This is a genomic window from Pelomonas sp. CA6, assembly GCF_022549225.1.
Lineage (GTDB): Bacteria > Pseudomonadota > Gammaproteobacteria > Burkholderiales > Burkholderiaceae_C > Roseateles.
The window spans coordinates 47,469-64,561 of sequence record NZ_JAKZFD010000001.1; the positions used below are offsets into that span (position 1 = coordinate 47,469).

The following is a 17,093-nucleotide window of genomic DNA, read 5'->3' on the forward strand; positions in this document are numbered from 1 at the left end:
GACGGTCCGGCTCGGGCGCGGACCGAGGGCAGGAATTACAGGCGCGACGAGGTGGGCGCCGGATAGGCCTGGGGATGGGCTTGCGGCGCGGGCGGCTGCGGCGGCGCGTAAGGCGCGCGCGTCACGCGGGCCTTGCCGCCATTGGTGACGATGATCACGGTGTCGCCGGGCTGCAGGGTCTCGCTGCCGCGCGCCTGCACGATGGCGCGGCGTTCGCCGTTGCGCAGCTGGACCAGGATCTCGATCGCGTCTTCCTTGGTCACGCCCCGCTCGATGGCATTGCCCAGCGCCGCGCCGGCCACCGCGCCGAGCACGCCGACGATGGCGCCTTCGCGCTTGCCACCGACGCTGGAACCAGCCACCGCGCCGGCGACGCCGCCGGCCACCGCGCCGACCCCGCTCTGCGAGCCGTCGACCGTGACGGCCCGTATCGACACCACCGTGCCATCCAGCACCTGGGACATGCGCTGCGCGTCACCGCGCTGGATCACGTCGGGATTGGTGGTGCTGCAGGCGGCCAGCGCGGCCACGGTGGCGGCGAGAATGATCTTTCGCATCGAGAACTCCACAGGAAACGGTGTCAAGGCAACGCCCATCCTAGTGCCGCCGTTGACCTGTGACACAAGTCTTTACGGCCTTTTACCCGGGGCAGGCCTCATCCATGGAGCCGCGAACTGCGTGGCACGCTGGCGAGCAGGAATTCCATCTGGTCGGCCAGGATGCGCCGCCCACGCAGGATCATGTCTTCGTGCAGGCTGGGCACATAGGGCAGGTAGAGCAGGCTCATGCGGGCCTCCTCGGGTGTGCGGTTGCCCTTGCGGCCGTTGCAGGCCCGGCAGGCGGTGATGCAGTTCATCCACGAATCGCGACCGCCGCGCGAGACGGGCAAGATGTGCTCGCGCGTCAGCGCTTCGAAGCCGGGACAGTGGCCGCAGTATGCGCAGACCATGCGGTCGCGCGCGAAGAGCTTGGGGTTGGAGAGGGCGGGCGCCTGGCGCCAGGCGCGGCTGGGCACCGCGCCGCGCACCGCGACGATGGGGTGCACTTCGATGCGCGATTGCAGTCCGGTGCGGCGCTGCAGCCCGCCGCGCAGCACCTGACAGGGCAGGCCCAGGGTCCAGGCCACCCCGTCGCTGGCATAGAGCACGGCGGCTTCCTTGGTCGAGATCCAGGCCTGCGGTCGGCCTGAAACATCCAGCTGGAGAACATCCACGGCGTTGACCTCCGCCGCTAGCGTAATCCAGTCGGCAGGCCGGGCTCAAGGGGTGCATGCCAGCTCACGTCGCGCGCGCGGAACGGGGATTGCCCGTCAAGAACCTGTCACGACCTGACCCCACACTGGCCGATCCGCGGGAGAACCCGGTGGCGTTCTAGGCGTGCCGCCCTAAAGCAATCCCCTGGCGCCGTATCCGGCGACCTTTATTTGGGCAAAAATAGAACGACCGTTCGTTTTATTATCCGAACCCGAAGCAGCTTAACCGGTCCGCCCACGTGTCCAGCCTGACCCGCCTCAAACCCGAAGCAGCCGCCGTCGCCTCCCCGGCGCGGCGCGGCGCCCGTTCGCTGCAAAAGGGCCAGCAGACCCGTGCCGCCATTCTGGAGGCAGCGCTGGGGCTGGCCTCGCACATGGGGCTGGAGGGGCTGTCCATCGGCGCACTGGCGGACGTGACCAAGATGAGCAAGTCCGGGGTGTTCGCGCACTTCGGCTCGCGCGAGGAACTGCAGATCGCGGTGGTGCGCGAGTACCACGCGAAGTTCGAGGAGGAGGTCTTCTTCACCTCCATCCGTGAGCCGCGCGGCCTGCCGCGCCTGCGCGCGCTGTTCGAGCGCTGGGTGCGCCGCGTGTCGGTGGAAATCGATTCGGGCTGCATCTACATCAGCGGCGCGGTCGAGTTCGACGACCGGCCCGGCCCGGTGCGCGACGCGCTGGTGAGCATGGTCAAGGCCTGGCACGCCGCGCTGCACAAGGCCATCGTGCTGGCCAAGGAGGCCGGCCATCTGCGTGCCGACGCCGATGCCGAGCAGATCCTGTTCGAGCTGCACGGCCTGATTCTTTCGCTGCACCACGACGCGCGCTTCCTGCGCAGCCCGGGTGCGCTCAACCGTGCCGGCGTGGGCTTCGAGCGCATCGTCGGCTTCTTTGCCACCCCCGCCGGCCGCAAGGCCGACGAGGAATCCAAAACCAAGCAGCCGCCGGCGGCGCCCGGCGCGGTCCGCAAGCGCGGCTGACCCCATTACCAGACGACAGGAGCCACACATGCCTCAGTACAACCCTCCCCTGCGCGACATGAAGTTCGTGCTGCACGAGCTGCTGCACGCGGTCGATGAGCTGAAGCTGCTGCCGGCCCATGCCGAGGTGGACGAAGACACCGTCAACGCGGTGCTGGAAGAGGGCGGCAAGTTCTGCGCCGAGGTGATCGCGCCGCTGAACCTGTCCGGCGACGCCGAGGGCTGCACGCTCGACAAGAGCACGCACGAGGTGCGCGCGCCCAAGGGCTTCAAGGAGGCCTACCAGCAGTATGTGGAAGGCGGCTGGCCCGCGCTGTCCTGCGACCCGGAGTACGGCGGCCAGGGCCTGCCGGTGGTCGTGAACCAGTGCATGTACGAGATGATGAACTCGGCCAACCAGGCCTGGACCATGTACCCGGGCCTGAGCCATGGCGCCTACGAGGCCCTGCATGCCCATGGCACGCCCGAGCAGAAGTCGCTCTACCTGCCCAAGCTGACCAGCGGCCAGTGGACCGGCACCATGTGCCTGACCGAACCGCACTGCGGCACCGACCTGGGCCTGCTGCGCTCCAAGGCCGAACCCGTGGGTGACGGCAGCTACAAGATCACCGGCCAGAAGATCTTCATCTCCGCCGGCGAGCACGACCTGGCCGAGAACATCGTCCACCTGGTGCTGGCCCGCCTGCCGGACGCGCCGGCCGGCTCCAAGGGCATCTCGCTGTTCATCGTGCCCAAGTTCCTGGTGAAGGCCGACGGCAGCATCGGCGAGCGCAACCCGATCTATTGCGGCGGCCTGGAGCACAAGATGGGCATCCACGGCAACGCCACCTGCCAGATGATCCTGGACGGCGCCGTGGGCACCCTGGTCGGCGAGCCCAACAAGGGCCTGCAGGCGATGTTCGTGATGATGAATGCCGCGCGCCTGGGCGTGGGCAACCAGTCGCTGGGCCTGACCGAGGTGGCCTACCAGAACGCCGTGGCCTACGCCAAGGACCGCATCCAGATGCGCGCGCTGTCCGGTCCGAAGGCGCCGGACAAGCCGGCCGATCCCATCATCGTGCATCCCGATGTGCGCAAGATGCTGCTGACCGCCCGCGCCTATGCCGAAGGCGGCCGTGCGCTGTCCGCCTACGTGGCGCTGCAGCTGGACAAGGCGCTGACCAGCGACGACGCCGACGAGCGCAAGGACTGCGAGGCCGAGGTCGCGCTGCTGACGCCCATCATCAAGGCCTTCATCACCGACAACGGCTGGATCGCCACCTCGCACTGCATGCAGGTCTTCGGCGGCCATGGCTACATCCACGAGTGGGGGATGGAGCAGTTTGTGCGTGATTCGCGCATCAACATGATCTACGAAGGCACGAACACCGTGCAGTCGCTGGACCTGCTGGGCCGCAAGATCCTCGCCAACAACGGCGCCACGCTGAAGAAGTTCGGCAAGAAGATCGCCGAGTTCGTCGAGGAGGAAGGCGTCAGCGAGGCCATGCAGGAGTTCGTGAACCCGCTGGCTGACATTGGCGACAAGGTCACCAAGCTGACCACCGAGATCGGCATGAAGGCCTTCCAGAATCCCGACGAGGTGGGCGCCGCCGCGGTGGACTACCTGCGCGTCGTGGGCCATCTATGCTTCGCCTACTTCTGGGCGCGCATGGCCAAGCTGGCGCTGGAGAAGCAGGCCAGCGGCGATCCGTTCTACACCGCCAAACTGGCGACTGCGCGCTTCTACTTCGCCAAGCTGCTGCCGGAAACGGCCGGCCTGATCCGCAGCTGCCGCGCCGGCCTGCAGCCGCTGATGGCCATGGACGAGGCGCTGTTCTAAGCTTGGCCCTTGTGCCCGACACGGCACCATAACACCCCCATTCAAGGAGACACCCGATGAAGAAGCTGATCGCGGCCGCTGGCCTGAGCCTGCTGAGCGGGCTGGCGCTGGCCCAGGCCACGCCCGCCGGTCTGTGGAAGACCATTGACGACGAGACCAAGCAGGAGAAGTCGCTGGTGCGCATCAGCGAGTCGGGTGGGGTGTTCAGCGGCCGGATCGAGAAGCTGGTCGATGCGTCCAAGCAGGACTCGCGCTGCGAGAAGTGCAGCGACGAGCGCAAGGACCAGCCCGTCCAGGGCATGACCATCCTGCGCAACGTCAAGAAGAACGCCGACGATGCCGGGCTCTGGGATGGCGGTGACATCCTGGACCCGAACAACGGCAAGGTCTACAGGGTCCGTCTCAAGCCGGTCGACGGCGGCAAGAAGCTGGAGGTGCGGGGCTACATCGGCATGCCGATGCTGGGCCGCACCCAGACCTGGATCCGCGTCGAGTAAGCCGTTCGACCTCATCGGAGAAGGCCGGGGCTTCCCCGTGTCTTCTCACCCCCTCGGGGGCGGGCCGGGCCGGCCCGACGCCGGGGGTATTTCAGTCTCAGACTCTCCAAAGGATTCAACATGAGTCGATTCCAAGTTCGCAAGGTCGCCGTGCTGGGCGCCGGCGTGATGGGCGCGCAGATCGCCGCCCACCTGGTCAACGTCAAGGTGCCGGTCGTGCTGTTCGATCTGCCGGCCAAGGAAGGCGCCAAGAACGGCATCGTGGCCAAGGCCGTCGACGGGCTGAAGAAGCTCAAGCCGGCGCCGCTGGGCGTGCCCGAGAACGCCGCGCTGATCCAGCAGGCCAACTACGAGGAGCACCTGGAGCTGCTCAAGGACTGCGACCTGATCATCGAGGCCATCGCCGAGCGCATGGACTGGAAGCTGGACCTGTACACCAAGATCGCGCCGCATGTGGCGCCGCATGCGATCGTGGCGTCCAACACCTCGGGTCTGTCCATCACCAAGCTGTCCGAGGTGCTGCCCGAGGCGATCAAGCCGCGCTTCTGCGGCATCCACTTCTTCAACCCGCCGCGCTACATGTATCTGGTCGAGCTGATCAACACGCCGACCACGCGTCCGGAAGTGATCGACCAGCTGGAGAGCTTCGTCACCACCGCGGTGGGCAAGGGCGTCGTGCGCGCCAATGACACGCCTAACTTCGTCGCCAACCGCGTCGGCATCGCCGGCATGATGGCGACGATGATCGAGGCCGAGAAGTTCGGCCTGAGCGTGGACGTGGTGGACGACCTGACCGGCAAGAAGCTGGGCCGCGCCTCCAGCGGCACCTTCCGCACCGCCGACGTCGTGGGCCTGGACACCATGGCCCATGTCGTCAAGACCATGCAGGACAACCTGAAGGACGACCCCTTCTACAGCACCTACGCCACGCCCAAGGTGCTGGCCGGCCTGATCGAGAAGGGCGCGCTGGGCCAGAAGTCCGGCGCCGGCTTCTACAAGAAGGTCGGCAAGGACATCCTGCGCCTGGACTTCGCCACCGGTGAGTACGTCGCCGGCGGCGGCAAGGCCGACGAGATCGTCGCCCGCATGCTGAAGAAGCCGGCGGCCGACCGCATCAAGCTGCTGCGTGAATCGAGCAACCCGCAGGCCCAGTTCCTGTGGTCCATCCTGCGCGACAGCTTCCACTACGTGGCCGTGCACCTGGACACCGTGGCCGATACCGCGCGCGAGATCGACTTCGCGATGCGCTGGGGCTTCGGTTCGCAGCAGGGCCCCTTCGAGCTGTGGCAGGCCGCCGGCTGGAAGCAGGTGGCCGAGTGGATCGCCGCCGACATCGCCGATGGCAAGACCCTGTCTTCCGCGCCGCTGCCGGCCTGGGTGTTCGACGGCCCGGTGGCCGCCAACGGCGGCGTGCACAGCAAGGACGGCTCGTGGAGCGCCAAGGAAGGTCGCTTCAAGCCGCGCGCCAAGCTGCCGGTCTATGAGCGCCAGGCTTTCCCCGAGTCCCTGGTGGGCGAGGGCGCGGCCGAGCCGCTGAAGGCGGGCACCGAGGAGTACAAGAACGACGAGGTCCGCGTCTGGAGCCTGGACGGCGAGGTGCTGATCGCGTCGATCACCGCCAAGCTGCACCTGATCAGCCCGGCCGTGACCGAGGGCCTGGTGAAGGCGGTCGAGATCGCCGAGGACCGCTACAAGGGCCTGGTGATCTGGTCGCCGGATGACGTGTTCTCCGCCGGTGCCAACCTGGAAGCGCTGATGCCGGTCTTCATGACCAAGGGCTCCAAGGGCATCGCGCCGGAAGAGAAGAAGCTGCAGGACGCGATGCTGCGCATCCGTTATGCCAACGTGCCGGTGGTCGCCGCGATGCGCGGCCTGGCGCTGGGCGGCGGCTGCGAGCTGGCGGTGCACTGCGCCCGTCGCGTCGCGCACATGGAAAGCTATGTCGGCCTGGTCGAGGTCGGCGTGGGCCTGATCCCGGGTGCCGGCGGCCTGACCTACATCGCCCGCCGTGCCGCCGAGATGGCCGCCGCCGGCAATGCCAACGCGGACACCTTCGCCTTCCTGAAGGACGGCTTCACGACCGCGGCCACCGCCAAGGTCGCGACCTCGGCGCTGGAAGCGCGCAAGAACGGCTTCCTGCTGGACAGCGACGTGATCGTGCCGAACAAGGACGAGCTGCTGTTCGTCGCGTCGGCGCAGGCCAAGGCCATGGCCGACTCCGGCTACCGCCCGCCGCTGAAGGCGCTGTTCCCGGTGGCCGGCCGTTCGGGCATCGCCACCATCAAGGGCCAGCTCGCCAACATGCGCGACGGCGGCTTCATCAGCGCGCACGACTACCACCTGGCGGCGCTGATCGCCGACGTGGTCTGCGGCGGCGAGGTCGAGGCCGGTTCGCTGGTCGACGAGGAGTACCTGATGTCGCTGGAGCGCAAGCACTTCTGCTCGCTGCTGGATCACCCCAAGACCCAGGAACGCATCATGGGCATGCTGCAGACCGGCAAGCCGGTGCGCAACTGATGGGTGCCGGGGGGCCGCCCGCGGGCCCCCGCCGACCGCTGCCTCGAATTCAAGATTTCCGCTGATCGTCGAAAGGATCAGAAATGAGCAAACAAGTTCAAGACGCCTACATCTGCGCCGCCACCCGCCTGCCCATCGGCAAGTCGGGCCGCGGGTACTACAAGAACACCCGGCCGGACGAAATGCTGTCGCGCGCCATCCAGGCCGCGCTGGCCCAGGTCCCGGGCCTGGATCCGGCGGCGATCGAGGACGCCATCGTCGGCTGCTCCTTCCCCGAGGGCGAGCAGGGCATGAACATCGCCCGCGTGGCCGCGGTGCTGTCCGGCCTGCCCAACACCGTGGGCGGCGTGACCGTGAACCGCTACTGCGCGTCCGGCATCACCGCGCTGGCGATGGCGGCGGACCGCATCCGCGTCGGCGAGGCCGAGGTGATGATCGCCGGTGGCGTGGAATCGATGTCCATGGTGCCCATGGGCGGCAACAAGCCTTCGCTGCCGCCGGCCATCTTCGAGCGTGACGAGAACATCGGCCTGGCCTATGGCATGGGCCTGACCGCCGAGAAGGTCGCCGCGCAGTGGAAGGTCAGCCGCGAGGCGCAGGACGAGTTCGCGCTGGAATCGCACCGCCGCGCGCTGGCCGCGATCGCCGCCGGCCACTTCAAGGACGAAATCACGCCCTTCGAGGTGATCGACCGCAGCCCCAACCTGGCCGACGGCAGCGTCACGCTGAACAAGCGCGTTGTGGACGTCGACGAAGGCCCGCGCCGCGACACCTCGGCCGAAGGCCTGGCCAAGCTCAAGCCGGTGTTCGCCGCCAAGGGCAGCGTCACCGCCGGCAACAGCTCGCAGACCTCCGACGGCGCCGGCGCGCTGATCGTGGCCTCGGAAGCCGCGGTCAAACGCTTCGGCCTGACGCCGCTGGCGCGCTTCGTCTCCTTCGCCGTGCGCGGCGTGCCGCCGGAGATCATGGGCATCGGCCCGATCGAGGCCATCCCCGCCGCGCTGAAGCTCGCCGGCATCGGTGCCGCCGACCTGGGCTGGGTGGAGCTGAACGAGGCCTTTGCCGCGCAGTCGCTGGCCGTGCTGAACGACCTCGACAGCAAGGGCATCGTGCTGGACCGCAGCAAGGTCAACCCCAACGGCGGCGCGATCGCGCTGGGCCACCCGCTGGGCGCCACCGGCGCGATCCGCGCGGCCTCCGTGGTGCACGGCCTGCGCCGCACCGGCGCCAAGTACGGCATGGTGACCATGTGCGTGGGCGCCGGCCAGGGCGCCGCGGGCATCATCGAGCGTCTGTGATCCAGGCGTGACGGACCGCACCCGCCGGGGCGCCATGCCCTGGCGGGTTCAGCAAGACCTGGCCCCGCGGCCAACAGCACAGCGAGGACTTGCGATGATCCAGTTCCAGGCTGCCGACGGCTTCGTGCTGACCGGCCATCTGTACGGCAATGCCGAGACCGCCCGTGCGGGCTTGCTGATTGCGCCCGCGATGGGCGTGGAGCAGCGCTACTACGCCGAATTCGGCCGCTGGATGGCGGCCCAGGGCTGGCTGGTGCTGTGCTTCGACTACCGCGGCATGGGTGCGTCCCGGCCCGACGGGCTGCGTCAATCGCTGAAGGGGCTGGACGCGGACATCCACGTCTGGGCCGAGCGCGACGCGGCCGCGGCGCTGGACGAGCTGTCGCGCCGCCTCGCCGAGGCCGACGCGGGCCGCGACGAGCGCCCCATTCACTGGCTGGGCCACAGCCTGGGCGGGCAGATCCTGGGCATGCTGCCCAACCGCCATCGCGTCAGCCGCGCGGTCACCGTGGGCTGCGGCAGCGGCTACTGGCGCGAGAACTCGGCGCATCTGAAGCGATATGTCTGGTGGCTCTGGTACGTGGTCGTGCCGCTGGCGCTGCCGCTGTTCGGCTACTTCCCGGGGCGGCGTCTGCGCAAGGTCGGCGACCTGCCGCGCGGCGTGATGGCGCAATGGCGGCGCTGGTGCCTGGACCGCGACTACATGATGGGCGAGGGAGGCGCGCCGCTGCGCGCGCAGTACGCGGCGCTGACGCTGCCCATGCTGTCGCTGTCCTTCACCGACGATGAATTCATGTCCCGGCGCAACACCGAATCGCTGCACGGCTTCTATGCCGGCGCGCAGCGCGAGATGCGTCGCGTCGCGCCCCAGCAGATCGGCGAGCGCCGCATCGGCCACTTCGGCTTCTTCCGCGCCCGTTTCCAGCACAGCCTATGGCCGCAAGTGAGCGCTTGGTTGATGTGAGCCCCCGCCGAAGGATATGAGCCTCTCGCCCAAGGGGAACCTGGGTCGGCCTCCCGAGGGGGCGGCGATGCTCGCGGGGGCGGCCCCGCTCGCGCATCGCCACATCCCCAAATAGACAGACGCAGAAACTGAAACAGCCAACGAAACAACCGAGCCCAAGCACCGGCGAAAGCCGCCCACCTCATCCCCAGCAGGAGACACCCATGACCATCAAAACCGCCACCGTCAACGGCGTGCTGACGATAGAGATCGCCCGCCCCGAGAAGAAGAACGCGCTGACCCGCGTGATGTACCAGGCCATGGCCGACGCGCTGCGGGCCGCCAACGACGACAAGGCGGTGCGAGCGGTGCTGATCCAGGGCCAGCCGGACATCTTCACCTCGGGCAACGACATCGAGGACTTCATGAGCAGCCCGCCGCGGGATGAGGACGCCCCGGTGTTCCAGTTCATGCGCGCGCTGCTGGGCTGCGAGAAGCCGGTGGTCGCGGCGGTCAATGGCGCGGCGATCGGCATCGGCACCACGATGCTGCTGCACTGCGATTTCGTCTACGTGGCCGACGATGCCCGCCTGGCCATGCCCTTCGTGAGTCTGGGGCTGGTGCCCGAGTTTGGCTCCAGCCTGGTGGTGCCGCGCCTGATGGGCCATCGTCGCGCGGCGGAGAAGCTGCTGCTGGGGGATCCCTTCACCGGCGAGCAGGCCGCCGAATGCGGCATCGCCAACGCGGTGCTGCCGGCCGCCGAGGTGGTCAACCACGCGCGCCGCGTGGCCGAGCGCTTCAACAAGCTGGCGCCCAGCGCGGTGCGCGAGAGCAAGCGCCTGATGCAGGCGCCGGACCGCGAGCAGCTGATGGCGGTGATCAAGACCGAAGCCGAGATCTTCGGCGCCCGGCTGCGCAGCCCGGAGGCGATGGAAGCCTTCCAGGCCTTCTTCCAGAAGCGCCAGCCGGACTTCTCCAAGTTCTGACAGGCAAGGCGCCGGACCGCGCGCGCCGCGCGCCGTCCGGCTTGCCGCGAATTCAGTTGCGCGACGGGTAGATGCCTTCCGTCGCGATGCAGATGGTCATGCCCAGATAGGGGTTGCGCGTCGACACCGGCTGGCTGCCACCGCTCACGTCCGTGACCACCGTGCCGGCCGCCATGTTGCTGTCGGGCGCGTTGCTGCTGTAGAGATTGCTGCGCGCCAGCTTGGCCGGTGACGCGTTGACCGGGTTGTCCGTCGTGCCGGCGCCGCTGTTGGCGCGCACGCGGCCGGTGTGGGCATGGGCCGGCATCTGTGCCACGGTCAGCGTGACCGTCTCGGTGCCGGCCATCTCGCCGATCTGGATGGGCGAGAGCCCGGGCCCGCTGCCGGCGCCGACGATGCTGCGGCCGGACAGATTGGGCAGCCCGAAGGTGACACGGCCATCGCCGCCGAACTGCGTGCCCAGCAGCGAGAACAGCGCGGTGTTCGTCGCGATGGGCATCAGCTGGCCCGCGGCCTGCGCGAAGCCGCGCGGACAGAAGTTGTAGCTCACCACGCAGATGGAGCCGAGCAGGGGCTCGGCGGAGCAGGCCTGTGCCGGCGCCCAGGCCAGCGAGCCCAGCGCCGCGGCGCCGAGGAGGGTCAGCGATCTCAGCTTCATGTCGGTACTCCGTCGTGGTGGGGGGAAGGGGGGCGGCTCAGGCGCGCCGCCGCAGCACCGTGGCGCAGCCCAGCAGCGCCAGCACGAGCAGCGGCAGCGTGCCGGGCGCGGGCACCGGGTTGTTGCCGTCCACGCGCACGTTGTCGACCAGCAGATAGGCGCTCAGCAGCGCGCTGTAGCTGCCGTCGGCGGCGCCGCCGATCTGCTTCAGCAGCGCGCTGAAGCTCAGGCTCTGGCCGGGCAGCACCGTGAACGCGAAGGTGTCGCTGGCGCTGCTGAGCTGGAAGTTGCTGCCGGGGCCGGGGTTGGCGGTATCCGCGCGGTAGTCGGTGAAGTACAGCTCGTTGTTGGCGGCGTCCAGCACCGAGAGGTTGGACTGCACGAAAGCGTCGGGGCCGCTGGCACTGATGCTGTGGACGGTCAGCGCGCGGAAGCTGACCGTGAAGGTGTCGGTGGCCGACAGGTTCTGCAGGCTGAAGAAGTAGTCGATCGCGATCAGCCCGCTGCTCGCCGCGACGGGGGTGCCGGTGTCCTGGCTGGAGCGGCCACGAATGCTCACCTCGGCACCCAGTCCGTCCTGCAGCTCGCTCAGCTGGCCCTGCAGCTGCGAGGGCAGCAGCGTGCCCGGATCGCCGCTGGTGGACGAGGTGGTGGACGAGCCGCCGACGATGCGTTCGATCGAGATGCTCTGCTGCCCGCCGCCGGTGTGCGGCTGCGAGTTGGCGGTGTCCAGCGCGATCTGGGCGTTGATCTGGAGGCCGGCGGGCAACGGGCTGGCCTGGGTGCCCAGGCTCAGGAACAGTCCGGTTGCTAGGCTGGCAAGGCTCAGCAGCTTGATCAAGGGCTGGCGCATGGTTCCTCCCGTTTGTCTAACCTGGGTGCAGCGCCGCCGCAACCCTTGTGCCAGCGCAAAATCCGCAAGTTCTCACAAGCACTTAGAACCATGGCACGAAGTCCCGAGGGTGCGTCTGTCAAATCCACCGACAGTGGTGCGCTGGCGCTGGCCGATGCCCTGCTGCCCTGGGCCGCGGCGGCGCTGGGGCCGCTGCTGCTGTGGCAGGGGCGCTCGGTGCGACGCCGCGCGCTGAAGCTGCCTGAGGCCCAGGGCCCGCGTGAGGGCGAGGCGGGAACGGGTGAGGTCTGCCTGCGGCTGTTGATCGTCGGCGACTCCTCGGCGGCGGGCGTGGGCGCGGCGACCCAGGAGCAGGCCCTGGCCGGCTGCCTGGCCCGCGAGCTGGCTGCCGCGACGGGGCTGCGCGTGCGCTGGCAGCTGCTGGCGCAGAGTGGCGACGGCAGCGCCGAGGCGTTGCGCCGTTTGGAAGCGGCCCAGCCGCGGCCGGCCGACCTGATGCTGGCGGTGCTGGGCGTCAATGACGCGGTGGCACTGCGCTCGCCGGCACGCTGGCTGGCTGACCTCGAACGACTGGACCAGCTGGCGCGGCGCAAGGCCGGGGTGCGCTACACGCTGCACACCGCGGTGCCGCCCATGCAGGTTTTCCCCTTGCTGCCTCAGCCGCTGCGTGGCCTGCTGGGCTGGCAGGCCGCCCGGCTGAACCGCGCGCTGACGCGCGCGCTGCGCGGGCAGCACGGACGCGGCCTGCATGCGATGCCGGCCGACTGGCAGGGCAGCGCGGCCGGACTGATGGCCGACGACGGCTTCCATCCCGGGCCGCCGGGCTACCGGCTGTGGGCGCGCGAACTGGCGCGCCATCTGCATGACTTGGGCCTCGCGGCCCGGCTGCGCTGAACGCCCGCCTTACTGCGGCAGCAGGCGCGGCTTGCCTTCCTTGTCGATGGCGACGTAGGTGAGATTGGCCTCGGTCACCTTGACCACCTGCGGGCTGGCCGGGTTGCGCTCGGCGAACACCTCCACGTGCACGGTGATCGAGGTGCGGCCGACGCGGCGCACCTGGGCGTAGAAGCTCAGCAGGTCGCCGACGGAGACCGGCTGCTTGAAGATGAACTCATTGACCGCGACGGTGGCGACGCGGCCGCGCGAGATGCGCGCAGGCAGCACCGAGCCGGCCAGGTCGACCTGGGCCATGATCCAGCCGCCGAAGATGTCGCCATTGGCATTGGCGTCGGCCGGCATGGGCATCACGCGCATCACCAGCTCGCGCGGACCGGCGGGCTGTTCGGTGGCTTGAGGGGCGGGGGCTTGGGAATCCTTGGACATGGTCAGACCTGTAGCAATGGGAGAATTGTCGCCCATGCGCCGCAGCTCTCCCTCCGCCCCGCCGCCTTCGTTGCAGACCCCGGCCCGCCAGGGCGACTGGTCCACCATCGGGCGGCTGCTGCCCTATTTCTGGCATTACCGCGGCCGCGTGCTGCTGGCGCTGGGCTTCATGATGGCGGCCAAGCTGGCCAATGTCGGCGTGCCGGTGCTGCTCAAGCAGCTGGTGGACAGCCTCAGCATCAAGCCAGGTTCGGCGCAGGCGCTGCTGGTGGTGCCGCTGGGGCTGCTGTTGGCCTACGGGCTGCTGCGTCTGTCCACTTCGCTGTTCACCGAGGCGCGCGAGCTGATCTTCGCCAAGGCCACGGAGGGCGCGTCGCGCGCGATCTCGCTGCAGGTGTTTCGCCACCTGCATGACCTGAGCCTGCGCTTCCACCTGGAACGACAGACCGGCGGCATGACGCGCGACATCGAGCGCGGCACGCGCGCGGTCAACGCGCTGGTGTCCTATTCGCTCTACAGCATCTTCCCGACCCTGATCGAGGTGGTGCTGGTGCTCGCGCTGCTGGCCTGGAAGTTCGACCCGATGTTCGCGTGGATCACCGGCGGCGCGCTGCTGTTCTACATCGCCTTCACGGTGCGTGTCACCGAATGGCGCACCCACTTCCGCCGCCAGCTCAACGAGCTGGACTCGCGCGCCCACACGCGCGCGATCGACTCGCTGCTGAACTACGAGACGGTCAAGTACTTCAACAACGAGGACTTCGAGGCCGAGCGCTACAACGACAGCCTGGAGCAACTGCGCCGCGCGCAGCTCAAGTCGCAGACCACGCTGTCGCTGCTCAACAGCGGCCAGCAGCTGATCATCGCCGCCGCGCTGGTGGCCATGCTGTGGCAGGCCACGCAGGGCGTGGTGCAGGGCCACATGTCGCTGGGCGACCTGGTGATGATCAACGCCTTCATGATCCAGCTCTACATCCCGCTCAACTTCCTGGGCGTGATCTACCGCGAGATCAAGCAGGCGCTGACCGATCTGGACAAGATGTTCGTGCTGCTCTCGCGCGAGCGCGAGGTGGCCGACGCGCCCGAGGCACGCCCGCTGCAGGTGCGCGGTGGCGCGGTGCGCTTCGATGCGGTGGACTTCGCCTACGAGGCCGCGCGGCCCATCCTGCACGGGGTGGCGTTCGAGATTCCGGCCGGCCGCACGGTCGCCGTGGTCGGACCCAGCGGGTCGGGCAAGAGCACGCTGGCGCGGCTGCTTTACCGCTTCTACGACGTCAGCGGCGGCCGCATCCTGATCGACGGCCAGGACATCCGCACGCTGACGCAGCAGAGCCTGCGCCAGGCCATCGGCATCGTGCCGCAGGACACGGTGCTGTTCAACGACAGCATCGCCTACAACATCGCCTATGGCCGGCCGGGCGCCAGCCAGCAGGAGATCGAGGCCGCGGCGCGCGCCGCCCACATCCACGAATTCATCCAGGGCCTGCCACAGGGCTATGCCACCATGGTCGGCGAGCGCGGGCTCAAGCTCTCCGGCGGCGAGAAGCAGCGCGTCGCGATCGCGCGCACGCTGCTGAAGAATCCGCCCATCCTGATCTTCGACGAGGCGACCTCGGCGCTGGACTCGCACAACGAGCGCGCCATCCAGGCCGAGCTGGACGCCGCCGCGCAGGACAAGACCGTGCTGCTGATCGCGCACCGGCTCTCCACCGTGATCCACGCCCACGAGATTCTGGTGATGGACAAGGGGCGCGTCATCGAGCGTGGCACCCATGAACAACTGCTCGCGCAGGGCGGTCGCTATGCGCAGATGTGGCGGCTGCAGCAGAGCGCCGGCGGCGGCGAGGCCGCGGCGTCCGGCGCGTTGCCCGGTCCGGGGCAAGCCCTGCCCGCGCCGCTGTAAGGGCGGTGCCGGGCCGCGCGGCTACACTGCCGGGCGTGGAAACGAAGTGGCTTGAAGACTTTGTCAGCCTGGCCGAGACGCGCAGCTTCTCGCGCTCGGCGCAGCTGAGGCATGTGACGCAGCCCGCCTTCTCGCGCCGCATCCAGGCGCTGGAAGCCTGGGCCGGCGTGGACCTGGTGGATCGTTCGTCCTATCCCACGCGGCTCACCGCGGCGGGCGAGACCCTGCTCGACCAGGCGGTGGAGCTGCTGGCCAATCTGCAGGCCACGCGAAACATGCTGCGCAGCCACCAGTCGGCCGGCCAGGACATGATCGAGTTCGCGGTGCCGCACTCGCTGGCCTTCAGCTTCTTTCCGCACTGGCTGATGGACCTGCGCCAGGGCTTCGGTGAAATCAAGAGCCGGCTGATCGCGCTGAATGTGCATGACGCGATGCTTCAGCTCAGCGAGGGCAACTGCGACCTGCTGGTGGTCTACCACCATCCCAGCCAGCCGCTGCAGCTGGATCCCGAGCGCTACGAGATGGTCTCGCTGGGCCAGGAGACGCTGGCCGCCTATGCGCGCGCCGATGCCGGCGGCCGGCCGCAGTTCAGCCTCCCCGGCCATCCGGGGCAGAAGATTCCCTTCCTCAGCTACGCGGCCGGGGCCTACCTGGGCCGGCTGGTGGAGCTGATCGTGAAGGACGCGCCCACCGCGCTGCACCTGGACGCCATCTACGAGACCGACATGGCCGAGGGCCTGAAGGCCATGGCGCTGGAAGGGCATGGCCTGGCCTTCCTGCCGGCCAGTTCCGTGAAGAAGGAACTGGCGTCACGCCGCCTCGTCCAGGCGGCCGCGCCGGGCGAGTACGAGCTGACCATGGAGCTGCGTATCTACCGAGAGCGCCCCACGGTGGCGCGGCGCAGCAAGCCCGTGGCCTTGGCGCTGTGGGAGTTCCTCGCGCGCCAGCACCCTGGTAAGAACCCTTAGTGCTCATGCGCGGCCTGCATGGTGCCGCCTGATATCGGCATTGGGCGGATTTCGCACACGCCGCTAAAGTCCGGCGCGCCGATGCGACAGGCAATCGGCCCGGCGCTTCTGGGTCATACTTCTGCTCGCACAAAACCGTGCTCCCCGATCCGCTTTCGACTTTGAATCAGGAGTCCCCATGAAGAAAAACCTGCTTGTCCTGGCCCTCGCGGCTGCCTGCGGCGTCGCCGCCGCCGACACGCTGACCAAGATCAAGGACAGCGGCTCCATCACCATGGGCGTGCGCGAATCCTCCGGCGCGCTGTCCTATACGCTGGGTGATGGCAAGTACGTGGGCTACCACGTGGAGATCTGCCAGCGCGTGATCGCCGACATCAGCAAGCAGCTGGGCAAGAAGATCGAGATCAAGTACCAGCCGGTGACCTCGCAGAACCGCATCCCGCTGGTGCAGAACGGCACCGTGGACATCGAGTGCGGCTCCACCACCAACAACAACAGCCGCCAGAAGGACGTGGCCTTCGCGGTGACGACCTTCGTCGAGGAAGTCCGTATCGCCACCAAGGCCAATTCGGGCATCACCTCCATTGCCCAGCTCAAGGGCAAGACCGTGGCCACCACCACCGGCACGACCTCGGTGCAGACGCTGCGCAAGCATGAGCGCGCCACCGGCCTTGACTTCAAGGAAGTGCTGGGCAAGGACCACGCCGACAGCTTCCTGCTGCTGGAGACCGGCCGCGCCGATGCCTTCGTGATGGACGGTTCGCTGCTGGCGGGCCTGATCGCCAAGTCCAAGAACCCGGCGGACTACAAGATCGTCGGCGAGGTGCTCAGCGTCGAGCCGATCGCGATCATGATGCGCAAGGACGACGCGCCGTTCAAGAAGGCCGTCGACGACAGCCTGAAGGCGATGATGAAGTCCGGCGACGTCGCCAAGCTCTATGACAAGTGGCTGATGCAGCCCATCCCGCCCGCGAACGCCAAGGTGGGCCTGCCGATGAGCGAAAACCTGAAGGCAGCGTTGGCCAACCCCAACGACAAGCCCGCGGAAGAGTACGCGAAGAAGTAAGTCTTCGGCTTTGATCCCAGGCCGCCTGATCCG

General features: G+C 68.4%; 16 protein-coding genes. 11 read left to right on the forward strand and 5 right to left on the reverse strand.

The annotated features are described in order from the left end of the window. Positions 1 to 35: 35 nt before the first annotated feature. The gene (locus LZ017_RS00230; protein ID WP_241298037.1) at positions 36 to 557 is read right to left on the reverse strand and encodes a glycine zipper 2TM domain-containing protein; all 522 of its coding nucleotides are present in this window, start codon (positions 555 to 557) and stop codon (positions 36 to 38) included. 98 nt (positions 558 to 655) lie between these two features. Continuing rightward, complete coding sequence (locus LZ017_RS00235; RefSeq protein ID WP_241298038.1) at positions 656 to 1,213, reverse strand: HNH endonuclease; 558 nt, start codon at positions 1,211 to 1,213, stop codon at positions 656 to 658. Positions 1,214 to 1,500: 287 nt separating this feature from the next. Here LZ017_RS00235 and LZ017_RS00240 point away from each other — a divergent pair, with 287 nt between their 5' ends. From LZ017_RS00240 to LZ017_RS00270, 7 genes are all read left to right on the forward strand, one after another. Further along, positions 1,501 to 2,229 carry a TetR/AcrR family transcriptional regulator gene (locus LZ017_RS00240; protein WP_241298675.1) on the forward strand — a complete coding sequence of 243 codons (729 nt, stop codon included), beginning with the start codon at positions 1,501 to 1,503 and terminating at the stop codon, positions 2,227 to 2,229. Between the two features lie 28 nt (positions 2,230 to 2,257). Next, the gene (locus tag LZ017_RS00245) at positions 2,258 to 4,048 is read left to right on the forward strand and encodes an acyl-CoA dehydrogenase C-terminal domain-containing protein (protein WP_241298039.1); all 1,791 of its coding nucleotides are present in this window, start codon (positions 2,258 to 2,260) and stop codon (positions 4,046 to 4,048) included. Between the two features lie 56 nt (positions 4,049 to 4,104). Beyond that, complete coding sequence (locus LZ017_RS00250) at positions 4,105 to 4,545, forward strand: DUF2147 domain-containing protein (RefSeq protein ID WP_241298040.1); 441 nt, start codon at positions 4,105 to 4,107, stop codon at positions 4,543 to 4,545. Positions 4,546 to 4,665: 120 nt separating this feature from the next. Then, the gene (locus tag LZ017_RS00255; RefSeq protein WP_241298041.1) at positions 4,666 to 7,062 is read left to right on the forward strand and encodes a 3-hydroxyacyl-CoA dehydrogenase/enoyl-CoA hydratase family protein; all 2,397 of its coding nucleotides are present in this window, start codon (positions 4,666 to 4,668) and stop codon (positions 7,060 to 7,062) included. Positions 7,063 to 7,145: 83 nt separating this feature from the next. Continuing rightward, positions 7,146 to 8,360 (forward strand): acetyl-CoA C-acyltransferase, encoded by a 1,215-nt coding sequence (locus LZ017_RS00260; RefSeq protein ID WP_241298042.1) that lies wholly within the window; start codon positions 7,146 to 7,148, stop codon positions 8,358 to 8,360. Positions 8,361 to 8,454: 94 nt separating this feature from the next. Continuing rightward, a complete protein-coding gene (locus tag LZ017_RS00265) occupies positions 8,455 to 9,324 on the forward strand; it encodes an alpha/beta fold hydrolase (protein ID WP_241298043.1) in 870 nt (289 codons plus the stop codon). A gap of 203 nt (positions 9,325 to 9,527) precedes the next feature. Then, complete coding sequence (locus LZ017_RS00270) at positions 9,528 to 10,289, forward strand: enoyl-CoA hydratase (RefSeq protein ID WP_241298044.1); 762 nt, start codon at positions 9,528 to 9,530, stop codon at positions 10,287 to 10,289. A 52-nt stretch (positions 10,290 to 10,341) separates the two neighbouring features. On the opposite strand, the gene LZ017_RS00275 is transcribed toward LZ017_RS00270, so the two are convergent. Both LZ017_RS00275 and LZ017_RS00280 read right to left on the reverse strand, forming a co-directional pair. Next, complete coding sequence (locus LZ017_RS00275; protein WP_241298045.1) at positions 10,342 to 10,947, reverse strand: phage tail protein; 606 nt, start codon at positions 10,945 to 10,947, stop codon at positions 10,342 to 10,344. 37 nt (positions 10,948 to 10,984) lie between these two features. Then, positions 10,985 to 11,800: a PEP-CTERM sorting domain-containing protein gene (locus LZ017_RS00280; RefSeq protein WP_241298046.1), complete on the reverse strand. Its 816-nt coding sequence runs from the start codon at positions 11,798 to 11,800 to the stop codon at positions 10,985 to 10,987. Positions 11,801 to 11,890: 90 nt separating this feature from the next. On the opposite strand from LZ017_RS00280, the gene LZ017_RS00285 reads away from it, so the two are divergent. Next, positions 11,891 to 12,694 (forward strand): SGNH/GDSL hydrolase family protein, encoded by an 804-nt coding sequence (locus tag LZ017_RS00285; protein ID WP_241298047.1) that lies wholly within the window; start codon positions 11,891 to 11,893, stop codon positions 12,692 to 12,694. Positions 12,695 to 12,703: 9 nt separating this feature from the next. Here LZ017_RS00285 and LZ017_RS00290 read toward each other — a convergent pair whose 3' ends face one another. Further along, the gene (locus LZ017_RS00290; protein ID WP_241298048.1) at positions 12,704 to 13,123 is read right to left on the reverse strand and encodes an acyl-CoA thioesterase; all 420 of its coding nucleotides are present in this window, start codon (positions 13,121 to 13,123) and stop codon (positions 12,704 to 12,706) included. A gap of 34 nt (positions 13,124 to 13,157) precedes the next feature. On the opposite strand from LZ017_RS00290, the gene LZ017_RS00295 reads away from it, so the two are divergent. The 3 genes from LZ017_RS00295 to LZ017_RS00305 all read left to right on the forward strand — a co-directional run bounded on the left by LZ017_RS00295 (position 13,158) and on the right by LZ017_RS00305 (position 17,060). After that, the gene (locus tag LZ017_RS00295) at positions 13,158 to 15,026 is read left to right on the forward strand and encodes an ABC transporter ATP-binding protein/permease (RefSeq protein WP_241298049.1); all 1,869 of its coding nucleotides are present in this window, start codon (positions 13,158 to 13,160) and stop codon (positions 15,024 to 15,026) included. 35 nt (positions 15,027 to 15,061) lie between these two features. Then, the gene (locus tag LZ017_RS00300) at positions 15,062 to 15,994 is read left to right on the forward strand and encodes a LysR family transcriptional regulator (protein ID WP_241298050.1); all 933 of its coding nucleotides are present in this window, start codon (positions 15,062 to 15,064) and stop codon (positions 15,992 to 15,994) included. 178 nt (positions 15,995 to 16,172) lie between these two features. Further along, a complete protein-coding gene (locus LZ017_RS00305) occupies positions 16,173 to 17,060 on the forward strand; it encodes an amino acid ABC transporter substrate-binding protein (protein WP_241298051.1) in 888 nt (295 codons plus the stop codon). The last annotated feature ends 33 nt before the right edge of the window (positions 17,061 to 17,093 follow it).